Origin of the sequence: Rhodococcus sp. DMU2021 (genome assembly GCF_019641445.1) — a bacterium.
GTDB lineage: Bacteria > Actinomycetota > Actinomycetes > Mycobacteriales > Mycobacteriaceae > Rhodococcus > Rhodococcus pyridinivorans.
On the sequence record NZ_JAIFKB010000020.1, the window covers coordinates 1 to 22,941 of the forward strand.

16 protein-coding genes and 2 pseudogenes are annotated in these 22,941 nt (G+C 68.5%); 15 read left to right on the forward strand and 3 right to left on the reverse strand.

What is annotated here, in order from left to right; all coding sequences use genetic code 11:
- Positions 1 to 137: pseudogene (locus K3M35_RS26735) on the reverse strand (IS630 family transposase); the annotation flags it as partial.
- Positions 138 to 458: 321 nt separating this feature from the next.
- A pseudogene (locus K3M35_RS21860) lies at positions 459 to 1,074 on the reverse strand (transposase).
- Between the two features lie 255 nt (positions 1,075 to 1,329).
- On the opposite strand from K3M35_RS21860, the gene K3M35_RS21865 reads away from it, so the two are divergent.
- Positions 1,330 to 2,301, forward strand: coding sequence for an LLM class F420-dependent oxidoreductase (locus K3M35_RS21865; RefSeq protein WP_019290753.1), 972 nt, complete (start codon positions 1,330 to 1,332; stop codon positions 2,299 to 2,301).
- 88 nt (positions 2,302 to 2,389) lie between these two features.
- On the forward strand, positions 2,390 to 3,337 hold the full coding sequence (locus K3M35_RS21870; RefSeq protein WP_019290754.1) for an alpha/beta fold hydrolase: 948 nt from the start codon (positions 2,390 to 2,392) through the stop codon (positions 3,335 to 3,337).
- On the opposite strand, the gene K3M35_RS21875 is transcribed toward K3M35_RS21870, so the two are convergent.
- Positions 3,307 to 4,482 (reverse strand): MFS transporter, encoded by a 1,176-nt coding sequence (locus tag K3M35_RS21875; protein ID WP_220666966.1) that lies wholly within the window; start codon positions 4,480 to 4,482, stop codon positions 3,307 to 3,309. The genes K3M35_RS21870 and K3M35_RS21875 overlap by 31 nt on opposite strands.
- A gap of 141 nt (positions 4,483 to 4,623) precedes the next feature.
- On the opposite strand from K3M35_RS21875, the gene K3M35_RS21880 reads away from it, so the two are divergent.
- From K3M35_RS21880 to K3M35_RS21940, 13 genes are all read left to right on the forward strand, one after another.
- Complete coding sequence (locus tag K3M35_RS21880; protein WP_220666967.1) at positions 4,624 to 6,021, forward strand: amidase; 1,398 nt, start codon at positions 4,624 to 4,626, stop codon at positions 6,019 to 6,021.
- Between the two features lie 21 nt (positions 6,022 to 6,042).
- The gene (locus K3M35_RS21885; RefSeq protein WP_006551033.1) at positions 6,043 to 7,146 is read left to right on the forward strand and encodes an XdhC family protein; all 1,104 of its coding nucleotides are present in this window, start codon (positions 6,043 to 6,045) and stop codon (positions 7,144 to 7,146) included.
- 54 nt (positions 7,147 to 7,200) lie between these two features.
- Positions 7,201 to 8,904, forward strand: coding sequence for a PucR family transcriptional regulator (locus tag K3M35_RS21890; protein ID WP_024102180.1), 1,704 nt, complete (start codon positions 7,201 to 7,203; stop codon positions 8,902 to 8,904).
- Positions 8,905 to 9,081: 177 nt separating this feature from the next.
- The gene (locus tag K3M35_RS21895) at positions 9,082 to 10,530 is read left to right on the forward strand and encodes a uracil-xanthine permease family protein (RefSeq protein WP_006551031.1); all 1,449 of its coding nucleotides are present in this window, start codon (positions 9,082 to 9,084) and stop codon (positions 10,528 to 10,530) included.
- Positions 10,531 to 10,617: 87 nt separating this feature from the next.
- Complete coding sequence (locus K3M35_RS21900) at positions 10,618 to 11,532, forward strand: xanthine dehydrogenase family protein subunit M (protein WP_220666968.1); 915 nt, start codon at positions 10,618 to 10,620, stop codon at positions 11,530 to 11,532.
- Entirely contained in the window at positions 11,529 to 12,200 is a 672-nt protein-coding gene (locus K3M35_RS21905) for a (2Fe-2S)-binding protein (RefSeq protein WP_006551027.1), read from the forward strand. The genes K3M35_RS21900 and K3M35_RS21905 overlap by 4 nt, the downstream gene beginning before the upstream one ends.
- A complete protein-coding gene (gene cutA / locus K3M35_RS21910; protein ID WP_006551026.1) occupies positions 12,197 to 14,725 on the forward strand; it encodes an aerobic carbon-monoxide dehydrogenase large subunit in 2,529 nt (842 codons plus the stop codon). The genes K3M35_RS21905 and cutA overlap by 4 nt, the downstream gene beginning before the upstream one ends.
- Positions 14,722 to 15,399: a carbon monoxide dehydrogenase subunit G gene (locus K3M35_RS21915; protein WP_039586497.1), complete on the forward strand. Its 678-nt coding sequence runs from the start codon at positions 14,722 to 14,724 to the stop codon at positions 15,397 to 15,399. Before cutA ends, K3M35_RS21915 begins: the two co-directional genes overlap by 4 nt.
- A 196-nt stretch (positions 15,400 to 15,595) precedes the next feature.
- Complete coding sequence (locus K3M35_RS21920) at positions 15,596 to 17,698, forward strand: hydantoinase/oxoprolinase family protein (RefSeq protein ID WP_220666969.1); 2,103 nt, start codon at positions 15,596 to 15,598, stop codon at positions 17,696 to 17,698.
- Complete coding sequence (locus tag K3M35_RS21925) at positions 17,695 to 19,647, forward strand: hydantoinase B/oxoprolinase family protein (RefSeq protein ID WP_006551022.1); 1,953 nt, start codon at positions 17,695 to 17,697, stop codon at positions 19,645 to 19,647. Before K3M35_RS21920 ends, K3M35_RS21925 begins: the two co-directional genes overlap by 4 nt.
- Positions 19,647 to 20,495 carry an SDR family oxidoreductase gene (locus K3M35_RS21930; RefSeq protein WP_039586499.1) on the forward strand — a complete coding sequence of 283 codons (849 nt, stop codon included), beginning with the start codon at positions 19,647 to 19,649 and terminating at the stop codon, positions 20,493 to 20,495. Before K3M35_RS21925 ends, K3M35_RS21930 begins: the two co-directional genes overlap by 1 nt.
- A gap of 26 nt (positions 20,496 to 20,521) precedes the next feature.
- The gene (locus K3M35_RS21935) at positions 20,522 to 21,337 is read left to right on the forward strand and encodes an enoyl-CoA hydratase (RefSeq protein ID WP_308257101.1); all 816 of its coding nucleotides are present in this window, start codon (positions 20,522 to 20,524) and stop codon (positions 21,335 to 21,337) included.
- Between the two features lie 57 nt (positions 21,338 to 21,394).
- Positions 21,395 to 22,912: an acyl-CoA synthetase gene (locus K3M35_RS21940; RefSeq protein WP_220666970.1), complete on the forward strand. Its 1,518-nt coding sequence runs from the start codon at positions 21,395 to 21,397 to the stop codon at positions 22,910 to 22,912.
- Positions 22,913 to 22,941 lie beyond the last annotated feature (29 nt).

Genomic DNA, 22,941 nt, shown 5'->3' on the forward strand with positions numbered 1-22,941 from the left:
GGCATGTTCTGGGCGGAGAGCAGGATCATCTGGGCGCGCCGCCAGGTCACCACCGATCCGGTGCCACGGCGGATGATCCGCACCAGCCGCTTGCCTTCGTCGTCATCGAGTTCTCGCACTCGTACTCGTTCTGCCACTCGACCAGGTTGACCGATCCCGTGGCCGACACGCCGCAACCGGTCGGCGTGTCGGCGAGAACGGGGCAAAGGTTCACGGGTGCGGCACTAGCGGATCCAGATCGCGGACCTCCGTCGGGACGGCATCAGCGTGGTCGGAACTGTCCGACTTCCGAGCGCCGTCAACAGGATTTAGCCTCAATGCACCGATCGGCTGATGCGGTCGTCGTGACTTCCTTTGCGCACCTTCGGACAGAGTCTGGACACAGCTGACCGCCTGACCGCTCGTGCCGGGTTGTTCCACTGGATCTTTCGTGTCGTAGACAGGCAAGGACGAGCCGGTTAGCCGACGATCGGCCGGTTCCGCCCGAACGCTGTGTCGAACAGGGAGTTCCACGCCGGTTCCCACGGCCCGCGCAGGGGTAGATGCAACGTCAACCGGCGCGCCGACGACGCGATCCGTGCGGGAACCGACACGAGGGTCCGCCGGACAGTTCCGGTGGTTGCCCTGACCAGCTTCGGATCGCCGGTGGCGGCGGCTGCGGCGCGGGTGAGGTTGAACGCCATCACCGCGCAGACCAGCCACGCGGCATTGGCAGTGAACCGAGACGACGGCACACGAGCAAGCGCGGAGTTCTTCAGGTCCGCGTGGACCTGCTCGATGATCGCGTGATGGCGGTGGAGCTTGACGGAGGCGACGGCACCCGAGTTGCCGGACGTGTCCGAAGGTGAAGGTGCGCAGGAACGATCCCAGGGTCGAGGGTGCATACGGACGGTCGAAGAGTGTTCCCATCGCCCCGTGCCGTAGTAGTGCCACGTCGGCGATGCTGTCGGCGCCGGTGATCAATCCTGCGATGAGTGATCCGATCTTGTCGCCGGAGTGCGCACCCTTGTCGATGGGAACGCTGAGGTGTTCGTCGGCGAGAGCCTGCAGGCCGCAGTTCTGTGCCAAACCCATGATCGGAACGAGCCCGGCGGCCGACACGAGATTCGCATCGTCGAACCTCGCCGCGGTGACGGGCCGGGAGGTTTCCCCTTCGTCGATCGTCGATCGAAAAACGCGGTGATGCCGCACTTTCCGGACACGGTGGCGAGAGTGGGTGTCGAACACGCCGGACACCGAGGACCGGAGTGGGCGCGGGGCGGGCTCGATCGCCCGGGGCGGGACACGCCCGGATATGACCTGAACCACAGTGTGGCTAGGGTGACGGTCATGACGGAGAACACGACACGACGATGGGGCCTGACCGTCCCGCTCGACGGCATCCCCCTGCCCGACCAGCGACGCATCATCGAAGAGCTCCCCGATCTCGGGTACACGGACGTGTGGTCGTCCGAGGCCGGCGCTGCCGATGCGTTCACCCCGCTGACCCTCGCGAGCGTGTGGGCTCCCGGCCTGCGCCTGGGTACCGCGATCGTCCCCGTCTACACTCGCGGCCCCGCGACGCTGGCCATGTCGGCCGCGAGCCTCGCCGCCGCCGCACCCGGCCGCTTCGTGCTCGGGGTGGGCACCTCCTCCGACGTCATCGTGGAGAAGTGGAACGGCATCCCCTTCGAGGAACCGTTCAAGCGTGCCCGTGACACCCTGCGGTTCCTGCGTGCGGCGCTGGCGGGGGAGAAGGTCTCCGAGAAGTACGACACCTTCGCCGTCGACGGCTTCCGGGCCGGCGTCGTACCCGACCCGGCGCCGCCGGTGCTGCTGGCGGCACTGCGCCCGGGCATGCTGCGTCTGGCCGGGCGTGAGGCCGACGGCGCCATCATCAACTGGCTGTCCGCCGACGACGTCCGCACCGTGGCGCCCTACGTCCACGAGGGCGGCGAGAACAAGGAGATCGTCGCGCGGATCTTCGTGCTCCCCGGCTTCGACACCGAGACCGCCCGCGCCATCGGCCGCCGCATGATCGCCGCCTACATGAACGTCCCCGTCTATCGGGCCTTCCACGAATTCCTCGGCCGTTCGGACGATTTCGCCGGCATGTGGAAGGCGTGGGCGGAAGGCGACCGCAAGGCCGCCCTCGAAGCGATCCCGGACCACGTGGTCGACGCCCTCGTGATCCACGGCGAACCCGAGGCCTGCCGCGAGCATGTGGAGCGCTACGTCGAGGCAGGTGTGACCACCCCGGCCATCGCCCTGGTGCCCTCGGGCGATCCCGCACCGATGATCCGGGCGCTCGCCCCGCGCTGACGACCGGACGTCACGATTCGATGTCGGCGGTTAACGGCACCCGAGGGCGACGCGACAACTCCTGCAGATGCGCTGTGCAGGAGGCGAGATGGCCGAGCCGACGTCGAGTACGGACCCGAACACGATCGCTCGTGTGACCGTGGTTGCCGACGACGGAGTGCCGTTGGCCACCACGGTGACCGGATCGCGGGATGCGGGTCTGACCCTCGTGTGCCTGCACGGCCACTGCCAGGACGCCGCGAGCTGGGATGCCGTCTGCGAATCGGTGGACCTGCCGGGTCTGCGCATCGTCCGCTACGACCAGCGAGGACACGGTCGTTCCGGGACCGGCGACGTCACGGCGTGCACGGTCTCCGGGATGGCCGACGACCTCGACGCGGTGCTCCGGACCCTCGCGCCGGACGGACCGGTGGTGCTGGCGGGATATTCGATGGGCGGCATGGTCGCACTGTCCTACGTCCGTCGTCACCCTGACGCCGTCGGCGACCGCATCGTGGGTGTCGGCCTGTTCGCCACCGCAGCATCGGGGCTCGCGGACGGCGGTATCGGACGCTATCTGCGGCATCCGGCCGCCTTCATCGTGCACCGGGCGGTGTCGCGTGCACCGCGCGTCATGGAGTTGTCGAAACGCGCCGGGGGCCGGGTGTGCACGGTTGCCGCACGCAGGCGCACGGAGGAATCGTGGCTGCGGGTGGTCGGATCGGCGCTGTCGAACGAGACCTCCGTCGTCACCTGGTCGCGACTGCTGGCCGACTTCGCGGTGCTCGACGAGTCCGCCGCCCTCGATGTGCTCGCCAGAGTGCCGGTGGTCGTCGCGGCGGGCACGGAGGACGTCTTCGTGCCCTTGTCGTTGTCGGAGATGATGACGGCGCGGCTGCCGCACGCGAACCTCGTGCGGTTCGTCGGTGCCGGTCACCGCGTGCTCGCCGACCGTCCCGAGGAGGTCGCCGGTGCGCTGTCGGATCTGCTCGAGCAGGTGCGCGTCCAGAGTCCCGTCGGCCTCGCTCAGCGCGAGCCGACGAGGGTCGCTTCCTGATCGGCGAGCAACTTCCGGGGGACGAGCGCGAGCACGAGCAGTGCCACGGCGACCGCGAAGCATGCGACGAACCCGACGTGGGGTGCGGCGAGCGAGATGACGAAGGGCACCGCGAAACCCAGATAGATCAGGCAGTAGAAGACGGCGACGGTCTGCGCCAGCTCGTCCGGCGGAGCGATGTGCTCGACGGTGACGAGACCGGAGACGAGCAGCATGCCGTAACCCCCGCCGAGAAGGACGGCGGTGACGAGGACGGCAAGCACCGATACCGGGCCGTCGACGAGCACTGCGACGCCGGCGGTCACGAAGCCCAGCACACCGAGACCCACCCCCGTCCAGACGCCACGGTCCTCACCGTGCCGGGTGATGCGCCGGGCCACGGGCTGGATCAACGCACCGGTGAGCAGGGTCAGGGCGGCGACCACGCCGGTGAACGCGACGGCCACGCTGTCCACGCGGCCCGAGACGATCGGCGGCATCGTGGCGAACGAGACGGTCGCGCATCCGAAGACCCACGGGGCCCACGGCACGACACCCCAGCGGAAGCGCGGGGACGACAGCGTCGACAGGCGCCACGAGCCCTGCACGGTGCGGGGCCGGTGGGCGTCGGGGACGGTCCACACCAGTACCAGCGCGACCACCATCAGAGCGATGTGCACGAGATAGGGCAGACGGTCGGGGGCGGGCAGCCACTGCGCGATGAGACCGGCGAACAGGGCGCCGCTGCCGAATCCCGCCGACAGTGAGACGGCGGCTCGGCGCGCTCCCACACCTGGACCTTCGCTCAGTTCCTTCATCCACGCGGTGCCTGCTCCGAACGCCATCCCGGATGCCAATCCGGCGAGGACCCGGCCGAGATACAGCAACGCCGGGATATCGGCGCCGAGAAGCAGGACGATCGACGACAGGATGCTCACCGGGATCATCGCCCGGATCACCGGACGACGCCCGATCCGGTCGGCCACGCGCCCGAAGTAGAGCAGGGCGGGGATCAACCCGACGATGTAGGAGCCGAGCATGGCGGTGAACGAGTCGCTGCCGAGTCCCAGGTGGTCGCGGTAGACGAGCTGCATCGGAGCGAACTGATTGGCGCCCCAGCTCACCGCGAATACGGCGAACGCGAGACGAGCCCAGGACGGAATCATTCCCCGATCCTCTCAGGCCCGTTCCGGCGGGAAAGTATCAACTCTTCACACCGCGGCGACCGGCTTCCTGTGGAGTGTGGACGTAGGAGGGGCCCGGAGCCGGCCATAGCGTTCTCGTCGAACGCAGACCAAGGAGGGCCAGTGGCGGTAGACGGTCGATCCCCGACGCTCGACACCGAGCGCACCGGCACGTGGACCGGCACCGACGCGCGGTCGATCGCCGCCGTGGTCCGCAACCGCGAGGTCACCGCCCGTCGGGTCGTCGAGGACCATCTCGCCCTGATCGCCGAGCAGAACACGCGCCTCAACGCGATCGTCACCGTCGCGGCGGAGAGTGCCCTCGCCGAGGCCGACGCCCTCGACCGACGCCTCGACCGCGGCGAGGTGGCCGGTCCGCTCGCCGGGGTGCCGTTCACCGTCAAGGACCTCATCGCCACCGCAGGCGTGCGCACGACGGCCGCCTCGAGGGCGCTGGCCGACAACGTCCCCGTCGTCGATGCACCGGCCGTCGCCGCGATGAAGGCGGCCGGCGCGATCCTCGTCGGCAAGACCAACACGCCCGAGTTCGGGACCTCCGGGCTCACCGACAACGAGATGTTCGGACCGGCCGTGAACCCGCTCGGCAGCCCCGAGTCGCCGCGCTCACCCGGCGGATCCAGCGGGGGCGAAGCCGCGTCGATCGCGTCGGGCATGAGCGTCCTCGGATTGGGCACCGATTTCGGCGGGTCCGTGCGCTGGCCCGCGCACTGCACCGGCCTGTGCTCGATCCGCCCCACCGTCGGCCGGGTGTCCGCGGACGGCCAGTACCCGGGGGTGCTCGTCGGCGATCATGTACGTGCCAATCCGACGACGGTGCACGGCGCGCTGCAGACCGTCGGGCCCATGACACGGAACCTCGGCGACCTCGTCCTCGCCCTGCGCATGATCTCCGAACCGCACGTCGCGTGGACCGACCCGGCGACCGTCGACGTCGACACGCTGACGATCACCTGGGCGCCCGGGGAGGGCACCGTGCCCGTCGACGACGAGATCGAGGACGTCGTCCGCGAGAGCGCGCGGCGCCTCGGTGCCCGTGAATACCGCGGGTCGGCCCTGGTAGAGGGGAACGAGTTGTTCGGGCGGCTGAGGGCCACCCAGACCCACGCCGACATCGACGCGCTGGCGAGGACCGACCGCTTCGGTGCTGTCATCCGCGACCTGCTGTCCACGGCCGGTCGCGCCGAACATCGGGAGGTGGAGGGCCTCTGGGCGTGGCGCACCGCGCTGATCCATCGCCTGCTCGACGAGATGGGCGACGTGCTGGTGCTGCCGGTCGCGTCCATCGGGGCGCCTCCGCTCAGCGACGATCGTTTCGCTGTCGGCGACCGGCTGCTCACCTGGCAGGAGGCACTGGCGAGCTGCCGCACGATCAGCGTCACCGGCCTCCCGTCCGTCGTCGTCCCTGTCGGGCGGACGAGTGACGGCATGCCCATCGGCGTGCAGGTCGTCGCGCGCCCCTTCCACGACCACGTCGCGCTGGCCGTCGCCGCGCGTCTGTGACACACCGGTAAGGAGACCGCTGTGCGGGACATTCTCGACGAGCTGTCGCGATGGTTCGACGACGGTGAGACGTTCGCGCTCGCAACCGTCGTGCGCACCTGGAAGTCGTCGCCGCGCGAACCCGGCGCCGCGATGGCCGTCTCGCGGTCGGGCGAGGTGGTGGGCAGTGTCTCGGGAGGGTGCATCGAAGGCGCGCTGTACGACATCGCGGGTGACGTGCTCGCCGACGGGCGTGCACGGACCGAGGTCTTCCGCGTCACTGACGACGACGCCTTCGGAGTGGGTCTGACCTGCGGCGGCACCATCGAGGTGTTCGTGCAGCGGGTCGATGCCGCGACCTATCCCGAGTTCCCCGAGGTGGCACGGCGGATCGGGGCTGGAGAGCCGGTCGCCGTCGTTACCGATCGGGAGTCCGCCGACCATCGTGTGGTCACCCTCGACGGGGACGACGGCACCGACGTCGGGGACGAGGTGCGCCTGCGCCTGTCCTACGGCGATTCGGAGGTCTATGTCGACGAGGGGCGTGCGCAGATCGTGGCGATCTTCGCGCCGCGACCGCGGATGTACGTCTTCGGTGCCATCGACTTCGCGTCCGCCCTGTGCACGCTGGGGAAGTTTGCCGGTTACCGCGTGACGGTGATCGACGCCCGGCCCGTCTTCGCGACGCCCGCCCGATTCCCCGACGCCGACGAGGTCGTGGTGGCGTGGCCGCACGTCTTCCTCGAGTCGGCGCCGATCGACCCCACCACGGTCGTCGCGGTGCTCACCCACGACGAGAAGTTCGACATCCCACTGCTCGAACGGGCCCTCCGCTGCGAGGCCGGATACATCGGGGCGATGGGCAGCCGCTCCACGCACGAGCGCCGGGTCGCCCTGTTGCGCGAGGCCGGTCTGTCCGCCGACGAACTGGGACGGCTGCACTCGCCGATCGGACTCGACCTCGGGGCGCGCACCCCGGAGGAAACGGCCGTGTCGATCTTCGCCGAGGTCCTCGTGAGCACGCGCGGTGCCACCGGACGCAGCCTCGCGACACTGCGCGGACCCATCCACCGGGTCCCGGCGGGACGTGCTGCCCGACCTGCGGCTTGTCCGCCTGCGATTGACGGTGTTGCCACAGCCCTCTAATGTCACGTGTCTCCCACGCAGGGGTGAACGACTGGCAGGTGGACGGGTATTGCTGTGACGGTGCGCAAGGCTGAGAAACCGGGGCCCAGCGCAGCCGAACCGGATCGCAGCGCAGCCGATCCGGAGGACAGCGCAGCGGTCGCATTCGAACCCTGCCCGCTCACGGACGTCGTCTCCTCGGGCTTCCTCGTCGCACCGACGGTGCTCGCCGGTGACGTCTCCACGGCGCGAGCCGTCACCGGGGTCGCGGTGATGATGCTCCCCGAGATCGGTCCCTGGTTGCGTCCGGGACTGCTGCTCGTCACCTCCACCACCGTGCTCGCGCGACTCGCCGTGCCGATCGCCGACTTCCTGGCGCGGCTGGACCGGAGCGAGGTCTCGGCTCTGGTGGTCCGACTCGACACCGGACACCCGCTGCCGCAGGGTCTCACGGACGACGTTCCCCTCCCTGTGCTGACGACGCCGGAGGAGGTCGTCGCGGATCACCGTCTCGCGCGGGATCTCCGCGACATGGCCGTCGCTCAGGTGGAAGCGGTCTTCGAGGCGGATCACCTCCGTCGCGGGCTGCTCGAGATCGTCATGGCGGGTGGTGGGCACAGGGCGCTCGCCGAAGGCATCTCGCGCCGGCTCGGCGGGGCGGTTCTGATCACCACGCCCGACGGACGCCAGACCTACAGGGCCGGAAAAGAGTCCGATTTCGCCTGGCTGTCCTCGACGGCGGCTGTCGACGCGACTGGCCGGGTGCGGACCGATTCGATCGAGGGCGGGCTCGGTCTGCACCGATTCGGCAACGAGTACGTGGCGATCGCCGCGATCTCCGCCAATGGCATAGACCACGGCCGGCTCGTGTTCTTCTGTCCCGCACGCGATCTCTCCGCGCCGGATCTGTATCTCGTGGAGCAGGCGGCGACGGTGTGTGCGCTCGTCGTCAGTCGTGAACTCGCAGTGTCGGCGGTCGAGGAGAAGCACCGGGCCAACTTCGTCCGGGACCTGTTGCGCGGCCGCGCCGGTGAACCCGAACAGGTGATCGTGCACGCCCAGATGTTCGGCTGGAATCTCGACCGCCCGGTGGTGGTGGTCGCCGTCGAACCCGATCGCGTGGACGACGATTCCTCGGCGGCACCGGCGCGACTGCCCGTCGTGGAACGGCAGGCCCGCGCGTTCGCGGGTGCGCTCGCCGGCCGCGATTCCGGAGCGTCCGTCACGGCCCTGGCGACCGAGACCGTCGTGCTCATGGGTGAGGGCAGCGACACGATGACCCTCGTGCACGAACTCGTCGCCCAGGTGCGCGGAGCCGGTGGGGGAGGACGTCGCCCGTTCGGTGTGGGGGTCTCGCGTGCGTCGTCGTCCACCGACGACCTGCCGGTGCTCTACGCCCAGGCGCGCACGGCACTCGAAGTGGGGCGCAAGATCTCCGGGCCGTGGGCGGTGACCCATTTCGACGATCTGGGTGTGTACCGGTTGCTGAGCCTCGTCGAGGACACCGAGGAACTCGAGTCGTTCGCGCGCGAGACGCTCAAGGAACTGACCGACGGCACGGCCGAGGCGCAGGACATGTGCCGTACCCTCGAGGTGCTCCTCGCCACCAACATCAACATCGCAGAAGCCGCGCGCCAGTTACATTTTCATTACAACACTCTGCGCTATCGTGTGGCGAAACTCGAAAAGATCCTCGGTCCCTTCACCGAGCAGCCCGAACTGCGGCTGGACCTTTCGCTCGCCCTCAAGATCATCGCGATGCGCGGGATCGATTCCTGACGATCAACCACCGATCTTGCCAATTTCGGAAGGTCGCTCCTGGCAGATTCCTCCCACGCCGGGCCGGAGCTGCTCCGTTAGCGTTTGCGGCTACCGAAGTACACGTGTGATCGGCAACACAGGCGTAACGATCCACGTGAACGCTATCGGCACCCACACTCTGCTGAAAGGTCCGATATGCCCATCTGGACAGTGCACGGAGACGGCAAGAACATAGAACCGGGACAGGTCGTGGCGCCGATGGAGCGCCTGAGTTGGGGCCGCACCATCGGCCTGGGCGGCCAGCACGTGGTGTCGATGTTCGGCGCCACCTTCGTCTTCCCCATCATCATGGGACTCAACCCGCAACTCGCAGTCATGCTTTCGGGCTTCTGCACCCTGTTCTTCCTCGCTGTCGTCAAGGGCCGGATCCCCAGCTATCTCGGTACCTCCGCGGCCTTCGTCGGCGGCATCGCCGCGATCTACGCCCAGGGCGGCTCGCCGTCGGAGGTCACCGGTGCGATCATGGTCTCCGGGCTCGTGCTCGCCGCGATCGGTGTGGTGATCCACTTCCTCGGCGGCTCGCTGGTCTTCAAGATCCTGCCGCCGGTCGTCACCGGCGCGGTGGTCATGCTCATCGGCTTCAACCTGGCGCCGGTGGTGGCCGGTACCTACTGGCCGCAGGATCAGTGGGTCGCGCTGACGGTGATGATCGCGCTGATCGTGGGCAGTGTCGTGCTGCGCGGCTTCCTCGGCCGCGTCGCCATCTTCCTGGCATTGCTGTTCGGCTACGCACTGTCGTGGATCCTCGACCGGATCAGCGGACCGATCACCTCCTACGACGCCGGTGCCGACGCCGTCACCGAACACTTCCGCGTGAACTGGGACGGCGTCGCGTCCGCGCCGTGGTTCGGTCTGCCGCCGTTCACGGACGAAGCCGCCGGTGTCGTCGGCATCCATGCCCCGTCGTTCAGCCTCACCTTCATCGTGCTCGTGCTGCCCGGCGTCATCGCCCTGATCGCGGAGAACGCCGGACACGTCAAAGCGGTCGCCGAGATCACCAAGACCGATCTCGACCCCATGATGGGACGCGCGCTGGCCGGTGACGGTCTCGCCACGGCCCTCGCCACCGGTGTCGGCGGTTCCCCGACGACGACCTACGCGGAGAACATCGGCGTCATGGCCGCGACCCGCGTGTACTCGACGGCCGCCTACGCCGCGGCCGGTGTCATCGCGATGCTCCTCGGCTTCTCCCCGAAGTTCGGCGCGGTCATCTCCGCGACCCCCGGCGGCGTGCTCGGCGGCATCACCGTGGTCCTCTACGGCATCATCGGCCTGCTCGGCGCCAAGATCTGGAAGGAGAACGGCGTCGACTTCGGCGACCCGCGCAACCTCATGCCCGTCGCGGCCGGCCTGATCATCGCCATCGGCGACACCAGCCTCGAGTTCACCGACACGTTCTCGCTGAGCGGCATCGCGCTGGGCACCATCGTCGTTATCGGTCTCTACCACCTGTGCCGGGTCATCGCCCCCAAGGACATCGCCCCCGAGGATCCCGATACCCCCTCCGATCAGGGAGAACCGGTCCGGACGGAGCCCGATCCCGACGGGGAGAGCGGCGCCGGGAGGCTGAAGGAGTTCGCGTGACCTCTATTACATCTGACATTGTCGACCGGTGAGCTTTGTCACTTCTCCACGAAACGCCGATCACACTATGCGGGCAGGATCTGTTCAATGAAACCGTCGCCACTCACCTACCACCGACCGCGGTCGATCGATGAAGCCTGCGAGATCCTCGCGGGGGTCGCGCACGAGGGCAAAGTGCTCGCCGGCGGCCAGTCACTGATTCCACTGCTGTCGATGCGCCTGGCGGCACCGGCTCACCTCGTCGACATCGGCTCGATCCCGCGCCTCGACGCGATCTCCGCTTCACCGGAACTCGGCGTCACCTTCGACGCTCTCACCACCCACACAGCGCTCGAATCCGATTCGACGGTCGCGCAGGTCCAGCCCCTGCTGGGCCGCGCGCTCCGGTTGGTCGCACACCCGACCATCCGCAATCGCGGAACGACCGTGGGATCGATCGTCCACGCCGATCCGTCCGCGGAGATGCCGGCCGTGCTGTCGCTGCTCGGGGGAACGCTCACCGTTCGCTCCGTCCGCGGAGTCCGGCAGATCCCCGCCGCCGAGCTGTTCGCCGGGGCGCTCGAATCGACCCTCGAGGCCGACGAGATCGCCACCAGCGTGACGGTGCCGGCTGCGCGGCCGGGCACCGGCACCGCCATCGACGAGATCGCACGACGCCACGGCGACTACGCACTCGTCGGCGTGGTCGCGCAGGTGGAGGTCGAGGACGGCGCGGTGACGTCCGCCCGGATGACCTACGTCTCCGCGGGAGAACTCGGGCAGGTCGTCGACTACACCGACATCCTGCGCGGAGCCTCGGCGCACGACGAGCGCGACCCGCTCTGGCAGCAGGTCGCGGAGAAGGCACGCGAGACCGTCGAGACGGAGGCGGACATCCACGCCACCGACCGCTACCGGTCGCAGCTGGTGGCGGCACTGACCGGCCGTGTCGGCTTCGCGGCCGCGCAGGACGCGATCCGCGACGACACACGGGTACCGATGCACACGGGAGGAAGTCGATGACGAGCTCGATCCACAAGGGTGGTCGCGATGCCTCGCGGCGGACCGTCGCCGAACAGGTCGACGAGCTGCAGGCGGAGACCGGCGAGCACCACGTCGCCGTGACCTTCACCCTCAACGGCGTGACGCAGACCGTGGTGCTGCCCTCGCGCACGCTGGCATCGGACGCGATCCGTCATCACCTCCGCCAGACCGGGACCCATGTGGGATGCGAGCACGGTGTGTGCGGCGCGTGCACGGTGCTGCTCGACGGCAAGCCGGTGCGGTCGTGCCTCGTGCTCGCTGCGAGCCTCGAGGGCCGCTCGGTGACGACGGTCGAAGGGCTCGTCGAACCGGACGGCACCCTGCATCCCGTGCAGGAGGCGTTCGTCGACTGCCACGGTCTGCAATGCGGTTTCTGCACACCGGGATTCGTCACCACGATCGCCGCCTTCCTCGAGGAGAACCCGTCGCCCACCCACGAGGAGGCGACCGATGCGATCGCCGGCAACCTCTGCCGGTGCACGGGCTACCAGAACATCCGGGCGGCCGTGCTGCGCGCCGCCGAGATCAAGCGCGAACGGTCCGGAGGCTCACCGCTCGGCCCCGACAGCGAGGCGGCACGCGCCTCGCTCGACGCCAAGGTCCGCGGCGCCACCGCTCCGGTCGGAGGAAAGGCAGGACGAGCATGACCAGCGTCTCCGATTCGCCCGTCTCCACCTCGGTCTCGACGAGCACGGCAACCGACCTCGCCCCCGCCGACATCGGTGGTGCCACCGAGTCGGGCAAGTCGTTCGGCAAGCCCATCCCGCGTGTCGAGGACAACCGGCTCGTCAGCGGTAATGGCCGCTATCTCGACGATCTCGGGCACGGCGCGCTCGCCGCGGCCTTCGTCCGGTCGCCGCACGCGCACGCCCGCATCCTCGACATCGCCGTCGATGCGGCTCTCGAACTGCCGGGCGTGCACGCCATCTACACCTACGACGATCTCGAGGCCGACTCGCCCGAGATGGCCGAGAATCTCCCACTGCTCATCCCGCACCCCGCGATCACCGCTCCGCGCAACGGATATCCGCTCGCCAAGGACGAGGTGAACCATGTCGGTGAGGCGATCGTGATGGTCGTGGCCGACAACCGGTACATCGCCGAGGACGCCTGCGCGCTGATCGACATCACCTACGAGGCCCTTCCTGCCGTGGTCGGTGTCGACACCGCACGCAACGCCGAGCACGTCGTCCATCCGGATGTGCCCGACAACGTCGCGGCGCACCTCCAGCACGGGTTCGGCGACATCGAGGCGGAACTCGCCGCGGCACCGCACACGTTGACCCTCGACCTCGAGATCGAACGTTCGGCGTCGATGCCGATGGAGGGCAAGGGCGTCTACGCCCGCTGGGACGACGACGAGAAGGTGCTGACCTTCTGGACGTCCACCCAAACCTCGACGTCCGCCCGTGCTGCGATCGCCGCGCGACTGGGCATGGCGCACAACAAGGTCCATTGCATCGCCCCCGACGTCGGTGGTGGTTTCGGTGTGAAGATCGTCCACCCGTGGCCCGAGGAGGTCATGGTCACCTGGGCCGCCCGCAAGCTGGGGCAGGCCGGGATCTCCAGCGAGGTCAAGTGGGTCGAGGACCGGCGCGAACATTTCATCTCGAGCGCCCACGAGCGCGGGCAGGTCCACGAGGTCACCGTCGGGTTCGACGACGACGGCAGGCTGCTGGCCTTCGACTTCTCGATCTGGCACGACAACGGCGCGTACCTGCCGTACGGAATCATCGTGCTGCTCAACACCTCCACCCAGGTGCTCGGCCCCTACAAACCGCGCGCCTTCCGGGTGGACGCCTATTCGCTGTACACCAACACGGTCATCGTCACGCCCTACCGCGGCGCGGGACGACCCCAGGGCGTGTTCGCAATGGAGCGGGCGATGGACGCCATCGCCAAGCATCTCGGCAAGGATGTCCTCGAGGTCCGCGAGACCAACTTCATCCGCCCCGAGGAGATGCCCTACGACTTCCACCTGATCTTCCAGGACGGTCGTCCCCTCATCTACGACACCGGCGACTACCAGGCCGGAATGGACAAGCTCAAGAAGCTCATCGGCTGGGACGAGTTCGCCGAGTACAAGGAACGTGCCCGCGCCGAGGGCCGCCGCGTCGGAATCGGTGTTGGAGCGTACGTCGAGGGCACGGGACCGGGCCCGTACGAGGGCGCACACGTGCTCATCGAGACCTCGGGCAAGGTCAAGGCCGCCACGGGCCTGACCACCCAGGGCCAGGGACACCAGACCTCCTTCGCGCAGATCGTCGCCGATGATCTCGGTGTGCCGGTCTCCGATGTCGAGATCGTCACCGGCGACACCCGCCGATTCGGGTACGCGGTCGGCACGTTCGCCTCGCGCGGTGCCGTGATGTCCGGATCCGCCTTCCACGTCGCCGCGCAGATGGTGGCGGAGAAGGCGAAGAAGATCGCCGCGGACCACCTCCACGCCGATGTCGCCGATCTCGAACTGCGCGAGGGGCACGTGTGCGTGGTGGGCACCGAACCCGGCGCGGAGGGCACCTCGATCCCACTCGGTGTCGTGGCCGTACTGTCGAACCCGCTCCGCTACGCCTTCGACGACGCATCCCGTCGCGCAACGGGATTCGCGAACGCCGAGACCGACATGTCGGTGCCGCCCGTCCTCGAGGGTGAGCAGCCCGGCCTGGAGGCGACCGGCTACTACTCGCCGCCCACCTCGACGTTCGCGTCGGGAATCCACGCGGCGATCGTCGAGACCGATCCCGTCACCGCCGAGATCCGGGTGCTCCGGTACGCGGTGGTGCACGACTGCGGCAACGTCATCAACCCGCGCATCGTCGAAGGCCAGGTGCAGGGCGCGGTTGCGCAGGGCATCGGCGGCGCACTCTACGAGAAGATCGTCTACGACGAGCACGGGCAGATGCTCAACGCGTCGTACATGGACTTCCTCATGCCCTTCGTGACGGAGATGCCCGACTCTCTCGAGATGGACCACACCGTCACCCCGTCCGCACTCAATCCCCTCGGGATGAAGGGCGCCGGTGAGGCCGGTGTCATCCCGACGTCGGCGGTGATCGCCGCGGCCGTCGAGGACGCGGAGGGTATCCCGATCACCAGCATGCCGATTTCCCCCTCGGAGTTGTTCGAGCTGCGTCTGACCCACGCGGCGTCCCGAAACAAGGAGAACGAATGAGAATCGCCGGTACCGCGCAACTGCAGGCACCTCCCGACGTGGTGTACGACAGCCTGCAGGACGGCCGTGTTCTCGCGGCGACGATCCCGGGCGTGCAGTCGCTCGAGCAGATCAACGACAACCACTACAAGCTGTCCATCACCGCCGGAGTGGCCTCCATCAAGGGCACCTACGACGGGGAAGTGGTTCTGTCGCAGCAGAATCGCCCCGAATCGTTCGTGATGACGGCATCGGGATCCGGTGCCCCGGGAACGGTCAAGGCCGATGTGACGGTGCGTCTCGAAGAACGCGACGGCGGCACCGTGCTCACCTACGACGCGGACGCGGTCGTCGGCGGCATGGTCGGTGGTGTCGGACAACGGATGATCACCGGTGTCGCCAAGAAGATGGCCGGTGTGTTCTTCAACGGCATCGACGGTGTGATCGCCGACGGTCTGCCGGCGGCGCCGAGTGCGGCCGAAGCCGAAGTTGTCGCGGGCATGAACGGAGCCGAGGTGGCCGAGGTCGCCGAGGGTGCGGGTGTGAAGACCACCGCGCTGCCCGTGGCCGCTGCGTCCGCTGCACCGGTACCGGCCGGAACACCCTCGGTAGCAACCGTTCTGCTGTCCGCGGGAGTGGGCGCCGGTATCGCGCTGGCGGGCGTCGCCCTGGGAGCGATCCTCGCCCGACGCTGACCTTCTCGTCGAATCTCCACGGCACCCCCGGGCCATCACGGCCCGGGGGTGCCGTCGTCTGCAGGTGGCAGGTGCACGAACCCCGAACTCCAGGCGACGAGTTCGGCGAGATGTGACAAAGAAACACCGCCGCTCAGGGGGTGGAATGTCATCAGACGTCAGGTGGGACACCGGCGAGACGAACCCAGGAGGAAACATGGGATCCAGGAAGATTCGGGTCGGTATCGATACCGGCGGAACATTCACGGACGTGGTCGCGGTGGACGACGAGTCCGGCGCCATCGTCACCACGAAGACCCCGTCGACACCGCAGGATCCGGCCATCGGCTTCCTCGCAGGCATCGAGAAGGTCCTCGCGCAGCTCGGCGAGACCGGCGACGCGATCGACGCCGTCAGTCACGGCACCACCGTCGCGACCAACAAGCTCCTCGAGGGCAAGGTCGGCACCCTCGGATTCATCACCACCGAGGGCTACGAACACGTCCTCGAGATCGCCCGCCAGTCGGTCCCCGACGGCTACGGCAACTCCTACTTCTGGGTCAAGCCCGACCGCATCGTGCCGGCCGACCGTGTCCGCACCATCCGCGGTCGTCTCGCCTACAACGGCAGCGAGATCCGTCCCCTGAACGAGGACGACGTCCGCGCCGCCGCCCGCTTCTTCAAGGACCGCGAGATCCGCACCGTCGGCGTGTGCCTCATGCACTCTTACGCCAACCCCGAGCACGAGCGCCGCGTCCGCGACATCCTCATGGAGGAGTACCCGGAGGCGACCGTGAGCATCTCCAGCGAGGTGCTGCGCGAGTACCGCGAGTACGAGCGGTCCATCACGACCCTCGTCGACGCCGCGGTCAAGCCCAACATCCGCAACTACGTCAACAACATCGCGAACCGGCTCCGCGAGTTCTCCTCCGCCGAGGGCGAACAGCGCGACATCCCGTTCTACGTGATGAAGTCCAACGGTGGCGTGCTGTCGGCGAAGGAGGTCGTGCACCAGCCGATCACGACCGTGCTCTCCGGCCCTGCAGCCGGTGCCCTGGGTGCGGCCCTGATTGCCGGCGTCGCCGGTGTCGACCAGGTGCTGACCTGCGACGGTGGCGGCACCTCCACGGACGTCACCGTGGTCGTCGGCGGCGAGCCGGCACTCACCACGGAAGGTCGCGTGGGTGTCTACCCGTCCAAGATCCCGATGATCGACGTGGTGACCGTCGGCGCCGGCGGTGGCTCCATCGCGTGGATGACCCCCGAGGGCACCCTGCGCGTCGGCCCGCAGTCGGCGGGCGCCGATCCCGGACCCCTGTGCTACGCCAAGGGCGGCAACGAGCCGACCATCACCGACGCCCACGTCCTGCTCGGTCGCATCCCTCCCCACCTGCTCGGCGGTGAGATCCCGCTCGACACCGAACTCGCCCGCAAGGGCGTCGAGGAGCTCGCACACCGTCTCGGCCTCGAATTCGAGGCGTGCGCCACGGGCATTCTCGAAGTGTCGGCCTGGAACCAGGCCAACGCGCTGCGCCAGATCACCGTCAAGCGTGGTCTCGACGTCCGCGACTTCACCCTGGTGACCTTCGGCGGCTCCGGGTCGCTGCTGGCCTGTCGCCTCATCGACATCCTCGGTCTCAAGGACGTCCTCGTGCCGCTCGAGCCCGGCAACGTCTCGGCCTTCGGTCTGCTCACCGTCGATGTCCGCAACGACTATGTGCAGACGCACGTCAGCCGTCACGACCGGTTGAAGATCGACGAACTGCAGGCCGGACTCGACGCCCTCGCGGCCGAGGCCGAACGCGCTTTGGAGGACGAGGGATTCGGGCCCGACCAGCGGCAGTACGCCCGCTCGGCGGACCTGCGCTATTTCGGCCAGGCCTTCGAGGTGCGCGTGCCGGTCGGCGACGGCCCCATCACCCAGGAACTGATGGACGAGGCGGCCGAACGCTTCCACCAGGCCCACCGTGAGCTCTACGGTTACGACTTCCGCAACGATCCCCACCAGCACGTGGAATGGGTCAACCTCCGCGTCAGCGGTATCGGCCCCATCAAGCGACCGGAACTCGCCGAGATCGCCCCGGGCACGGGGGCGGACGACGCCCTCACCGGCACCCGTCAGGCGTACTTCGACGAGTGGGTCACCACCCGCGTGTACGACCGCGCCCGCCTCGGCGCCGGCGACGAACTCGAAGGTCCCGCCGTGATCGAGGAATTCAGCTCGACCATCCCGGTTCATCCCGGATTCCGCGCTCGCATAGACACTTTCGGCAACATCCGCCTCAGCAAGACGTCCGACTCGAACGGAGCCACCCGATGACTGCGACTCTCGAACCCGCCGCGGCCACGACCCGCAAGCCCTTCCGGCTGACCGACGCTTCGGGTAGCGCTCCCGATCCGGTGCTGGTCGAGATCGTCGCCGGCTATCTCGCCAGTGTCGAGATGGAGGTGGAGACCTCCATCTCCCGGACCTCGCGCTCGCCGATGATCCGCGACGCCCACGACTTCCGTGCCGGCATCCACGACCGCAACCTGCGCAAGCTCACCGGTCGTTCGTACTCGGCGCTCGTGCATCCGGTGGCGCGGGACTTCCCGCTCGAGACGATGAAGCCCGGCGACGTCTTCTTCCACAACGACGTCTACCTCTCCGAAGGCGGCATCGGGCACCTGCCCGACCTGTGTGTCACCGTCCCGGTCTTCGCGACCCGCCCCGGCGACACCGAGCCCTCGGTGGTCGCGTTCGTGCAGGCCTTCGGCCACCACGACGACATCGGCGGTTGCTGCCCGGGCTCCATGCCCTCGGGTGCGACCACCGTGTACGAGGAGGGACTGATGGTCCCGCCGATCAAGCTGTGGGACCAGGGCGTTCCCAACGAGGCGGCACTGCGCATCATGACCCGCAACTCCCGCATGCCCGATTCGCTCGCCGCCGACCTCGACGCCGAGTGCTCGGCGTGCCTCATGGGTGCGCGCCGGCTGTCGGAGCTGTTCGAACGCTACGGTGTCGAGACCGTCGAGGCCTGCTTCGACGCGATCCTCGATGCGACCACCGAGACGTACCGCCGCGAGATCCTCAGCAAGATCCCGGTGGGCACGTACACCTGGGAGGACTACGCCGAGCACGACGGTGTGGACGAGCCGATGCTGCACGTGCAGCGCATCACGCTCACCAAGACCTCCCCGGAGGACGAGGGCGGCGAGCGCCTGATCCTGGACTTCAACGGCACCGGTCCGCAGGCGAAGGGCCCGATCAACCACTGCGGTGACTACGCCGACGGCAACTTCCTCATCAAGTGGCTGGCGCCGATCCTCCGCAACCTGGCCGACACCCCGGACCGCATGGCGGAACTGGACGTCAACGAAGGTGTCGTGCCGCTGATCGAGATGAGGTTCCCGGAGCCGGGCACGCTCATCACGCCGATCTTCCCCGCTCCCACCAACGCTCGCACGTTCGTGATCCTGCGTCTGCTCGGTGTGCTCTCCGGTGTGGTCGCCAAGGCGGTCGACGGCAACATGCCCGCCGACCAGGAGACCATCCGCTACACCGGTGTGTACGGCGAGGACTTCGACGGCCACTCCTACCTCATGCGTGAGGTGCTCGGCGGCGGCTCCGGCGGCCGGCACTACGCCGACGGTGAGGACACCATCCACGTGGTGCCCGACTCGCGGAACCTGCCCACGGAGTTCACCGAGAGCCGTTTCCCGTTCATCGTCGAGAAGCTGGGTCTGGCAATCGATTCCGGTGGGGCCGGCCGCTACCGCGGTGGTCTCGGCTACGAGAAGCACATCCGCATGCTCAAGGACGCGAACTTCATGTCCATCGCGGACCGTTCGATCCTCGCCTGCTGGGGCGTCAAGGGCGGCAAGGCCGGCAAGCCGTTCTCCGTCACCCTCGATCCCGGCGGCCCGAACGAGCGCGAGTTCGACGCCCTCACGGACGCCGAGCCGATCAAGGCCGGCGAGGTCGTGCGCATCCGCACCACCGGTGGCGGTGGCTGGGGCGACCCGCTCGATCGTCCGATCGACGAGGTGGTCCGGGACGTGCTGTGGCGCAAGGTGTCCGTCGAGGGCGCCCGCGACGACTACGGCGTGATCCTGAAGGACACCTCGGCGGAGGAGCCCGTCGCCGACGTCGAGGCCACCGAGGCGCTGCGTGCGCAGATGCGCGCCGAGCGCGGCGAGGAAGAGCCCTTCTTCGACCGCGGTCCCGGTTACGCCCGCCTGTCGGGTGGTGCCGAGTTCGCCGAGTACGACTTCATCGGCAACTGATGTCGACGACGGCCACTTTCTCCCGCGGCACCGATCTCGCAGTGATCGGTGCCGCGGGGAAGACCGGAACGGCTGTCATCGCGGCGCTGGAGACAGCAGACACGACCCCCGTCCGCCGAGTGGTGCACACCGCTCGGCAGGCGGGGGATCGTGCTGTCGACCTCGAGACCGGTGCCGGGCTCGTCGACGCCCTGTCGGGCTGCCGTGGCGTCTACTTCATCGCCCCGAACATGCACCCCGACGAACCGGCGCTGTTCGAACGGTTCCTCGCGGCGGTGGCCGAGGCAGGTGTCGATCACGTCGTCTACCACTCCGTCGCCTGGCCGTACACGCCGGCGATGCCGCACCACCTCGACAAGGCGCGTTGCGAGGACATCCTGCACGCTTCCGGGGTGCGGTGGACCGTTCTGCAGCCCTGCGCGTACACGGAGAACTTCGCATCCGTCCTCGACGGCTCGGTCGATGCACTCGACGTCCCCTACGACCCCGACGCGCCGTTCTCGTTCGTCGCCCTGTCGGACGTCGCGACGGTGGCGGCCCGTGTCCTCGTCGAGGGTACGGACATCCACCACGGCGCCACCTACGAGCTCGGGGGACCGGACTCGGTGAGTGTGCGGCAGCTGTGCGCGGTCGCCGGGCGGTCGGTGGAGATCGAGCAGGTGTCCGTCCCGGTGTGGATGGAGCGCCACGGCCGCGACCTGCCCGCGGATACCCGGGAGCGTCTGGCGGCGATGTTCGACTTCTACGACGATCACGGCTTCGTCGCGGGAAGCGCCGTGACGGCGGCGCTGCTCGGTCGGGCGCCCGCCCGCGTCGCGGATCTCGTCTCGTCGATGCCGCGCCGGTAACCCGCCGGTGGTGTAGGAAAGGGAACGTGACGGATCGCTCTGCGGACGGCCCCGACGCCGTCGACACCCTGCCCCCGCCTGTGCTCATCGCTGTCGACGAGGCCAGCGGTATCGGGGTGCTCACCCTCGACCGCCCGGAGCAGCGCAACCCGCTGTCGGTGGAGACGATGCGCGAGCTCATCGCCGGTCTGACGGCGCTCGCGGCCGACACGAAGGTGATCGTGGTCCGCGCGGAAGGCCCGGTGTTCTCGGCCGGGCACGACCTGCGGCAGATGATCGGACGCACGCTCGACGAGGAACGCGCGATCTTCGAGACGTGCAACGAGATGATGCGGACCGTGCAGTCGATCCCTCAACCGGTGATCGCATCGGTGCAGGGCACGGCGCTCGCGGCGGGATGCCAGCTCGTCGCTGCGTGCGATCTCGCCGTCGCTGCCGGCGACGCTCGCTTCGGTACCCCGGGTGTGCGGATCGGGTTGTTCTGCTCGACGCCGATGGTCGCGGTCAGCCGCGCGATCGGCCGCAAGCGGGCGCTGCAGATGCTGCTGACCGGCGACACCATCGACGCGCAGACCGCCGCCGACTGGGGCCTGGTGAACTACGTCGTCGAACCGGAGACGCTGGAGACCGCGACCACCGAGCTCGCCCTGAAGATCGCCACGTCGTCCCCCGAGACGATACGGATCGGCAAGGAGGCGTTCTACCGGCAGATCGATCTGCCGCAAGAGACGGCCTATGCCGCAATGGCGGAGACGATGGCGTCGAACGCGATGATCGACGACGCGCAGGAGGGGATGACGGCCTTCCTCGAGAAGCGGGCACCGGTCTGGAAGGATCGCTGATCCCGAGCGATCGCTAGGTCTGGACTAGTTGGTTGGACGTCCTATAAAGTTCACTGCATGACCCCCGACCCGCGTCAGAGCACCGTCGACGGCATCCTCCACCGCACCGCCGCGCGCTATCCCGCCCGCGTCGCACTCCGCTTCGGCGACCGGCAGTTCACCTACCGGGAACTCGACGACGCCGTCACCCGTGCCGCTGCGCACCTGCTCTCGTTGGGCCTGTCCAAGGGCGACCGCGTGGCCGCCTACGGCACCAACTCCGACGGCTACGCGATCGGATATCTCGCCGCTGCCCGCGCCGGCCTGGTGCACGTGCCGATCAACTACGCACTGCGCGGCGAGGAACTGTCGTACCTGCTCGGTCAGTCGGGCGCGAAAGCCGTGCTCGTCGACCCCGTGTTGCGCGACAATCTCGACGCCGTCCTGGCCGACGTGCCGGCCGAGACCGTCGTCCCGCTCCGCGACGCCGACGACTCCCTGGTGACGGTCGCGCAGACCGGCGACGTGCCGGCGCTCGACGTCGCCGTGGCCGACACCGACCTCGTCCAGCTCCTCTACACCTCGGGCACGACGTCGAAGCCCAAGGGCGCCATGATGACCCACCAGGCGCTCACCTTCGAATACATGTCGTCGATCGAGGCGCTCGACCTGTCGGCCGGCGACGACCCGCTCGTGTGCATGCCGCTCTACCACTCCGCGGCGATGCACGTCTTCCTCATCCCGTACTTCGCGGTCGGTGCGACCGTGCGGCTGCTGCCCGCACCCGACGTCGCCGAGATCCTGCGGCTGGTGGAGGAGGAGCGCATCGGATCGCTGTTCCTCGCCCCGACGGTGTGGGTGCCGCTGACCAACCATCCCGACCTCGACGAGCGCGACCTGTCGTCGCTGCGCAAGGCGCAGTACGGAGCGTCGATCATGCCCGTCACCGTCCTCGAGCGACTCCGCGGCCGCTACCCGGAGCTCGGCTTCTACAACTGTTTCGGCCAATCCGAGATCGGTCCGCTCGCCACCGTCCTCCGCCCCGAGGAACACGACGCGCGTCCCGCCTCGTGCGGCCGGGCCGTGCTGTTCGTCGAAACCCGCGTCGTCGACGCCGACGGCAACGACGTCCCCGACGGTGAACCCGGTGAGATCCTGTACCGCTCACCGCAACTGTGCCTGGGCTATTGGGAGAATCCCGCCGCGACGGAGGAGGCCTTTCGCGACGGCTGGTTCCACTCCGGCGACCTCGTCACCCGCGACGCCGAAGGCTTCATCACCGTCGTCGATCGCATCAAGGACGTCATCAACACCGGTGGCATCCTCGTCGCCTCACGTGAGGTCGAGGACGCGATCTACACGCATTCGGCCGTCGCGGAGGTCGCGGTGATCGGTACTCCGGACGAGAAATGGATCGAAGCGGTGACCGCGGTGGTCGTCCTCAAGGACGGTCACGAGCTCGACGAGTCCACCTTGATCGACCACGTCAAGCAGCGCCTCGCACCGTTCAAGGTGCCCAAGGCCGTTCGCTTCACCGACGTCCTGCCGCGTAACCAGAGCGGCAAGCTCCTCAAGCGCGAACTGCGCGGATCCTGACCACTCCGACCGAACACTGCGAAAAGGAA

Bases quoted from the DNA above. Each gene is read 5' to 3' on its own strand.
- K3M35_RS21865 (WP_019290753.1), top strand. From the start codon at position 1,330: ATGACGGAGAACACGACACGACGATGGGGCCTGACCGTCCCGCTCGAC.
- K3M35_RS21870 (WP_019290754.1), top strand. From the start codon at position 2,390: ATGGCCGAGCCGACGTCGAGTACGGACCCGAACACGATCGCTCGTGTG.
- K3M35_RS21875 (WP_220666966.1), bottom strand. From the start codon at position 4,482: ATGATTCCGTCCTGGGCTCGTCTCGCGTTCGCCGTATTCGCGGTGAGC.
- K3M35_RS21895 (WP_006551031.1), top strand. From the start codon at position 9,082: ATGCCCATCTGGACAGTGCACGGAGACGGCAAGAACATAGAACCGGGA.
- K3M35_RS21900 (WP_220666968.1), top strand. From the start codon at position 10,618: ATGAAACCGTCGCCACTCACCTACCACCGACCGCGGTCGATCGATGAA.
- K3M35_RS21905 (WP_006551027.1), top strand. From the start codon at position 11,529: ATGACGAGCTCGATCCACAAGGGTGGTCGCGATGCCTCGCGGCGGACC.
- cutA (WP_006551026.1), top strand. From the start codon at position 12,197: ATGACCAGCGTCTCCGATTCGCCCGTCTCCACCTCGGTCTCGACGAGC.
- K3M35_RS21915 (WP_039586497.1), top strand. From the start codon at position 14,722: ATGAGAATCGCCGGTACCGCGCAACTGCAGGCACCTCCCGACGTGGTG.
- K3M35_RS21920 (WP_220666969.1), top strand. From the start codon at position 15,596: ATGGGATCCAGGAAGATTCGGGTCGGTATCGATACCGGCGGAACATTC.
- K3M35_RS21925 (WP_006551022.1), top strand. From the start codon at position 17,695: ATGACTGCGACTCTCGAACCCGCCGCGGCCACGACCCGCAAGCCCTTC.
- K3M35_RS21930 (WP_039586499.1), top strand. From the start codon at position 19,647: ATGTCGACGACGGCCACTTTCTCCCGCGGCACCGATCTCGCAGTGATC.
- K3M35_RS21940 (WP_220666970.1), top strand. From the start codon at position 21,395: ATGACCCCCGACCCGCGTCAGAGCACCGTCGACGGCATCCTCCACCGC.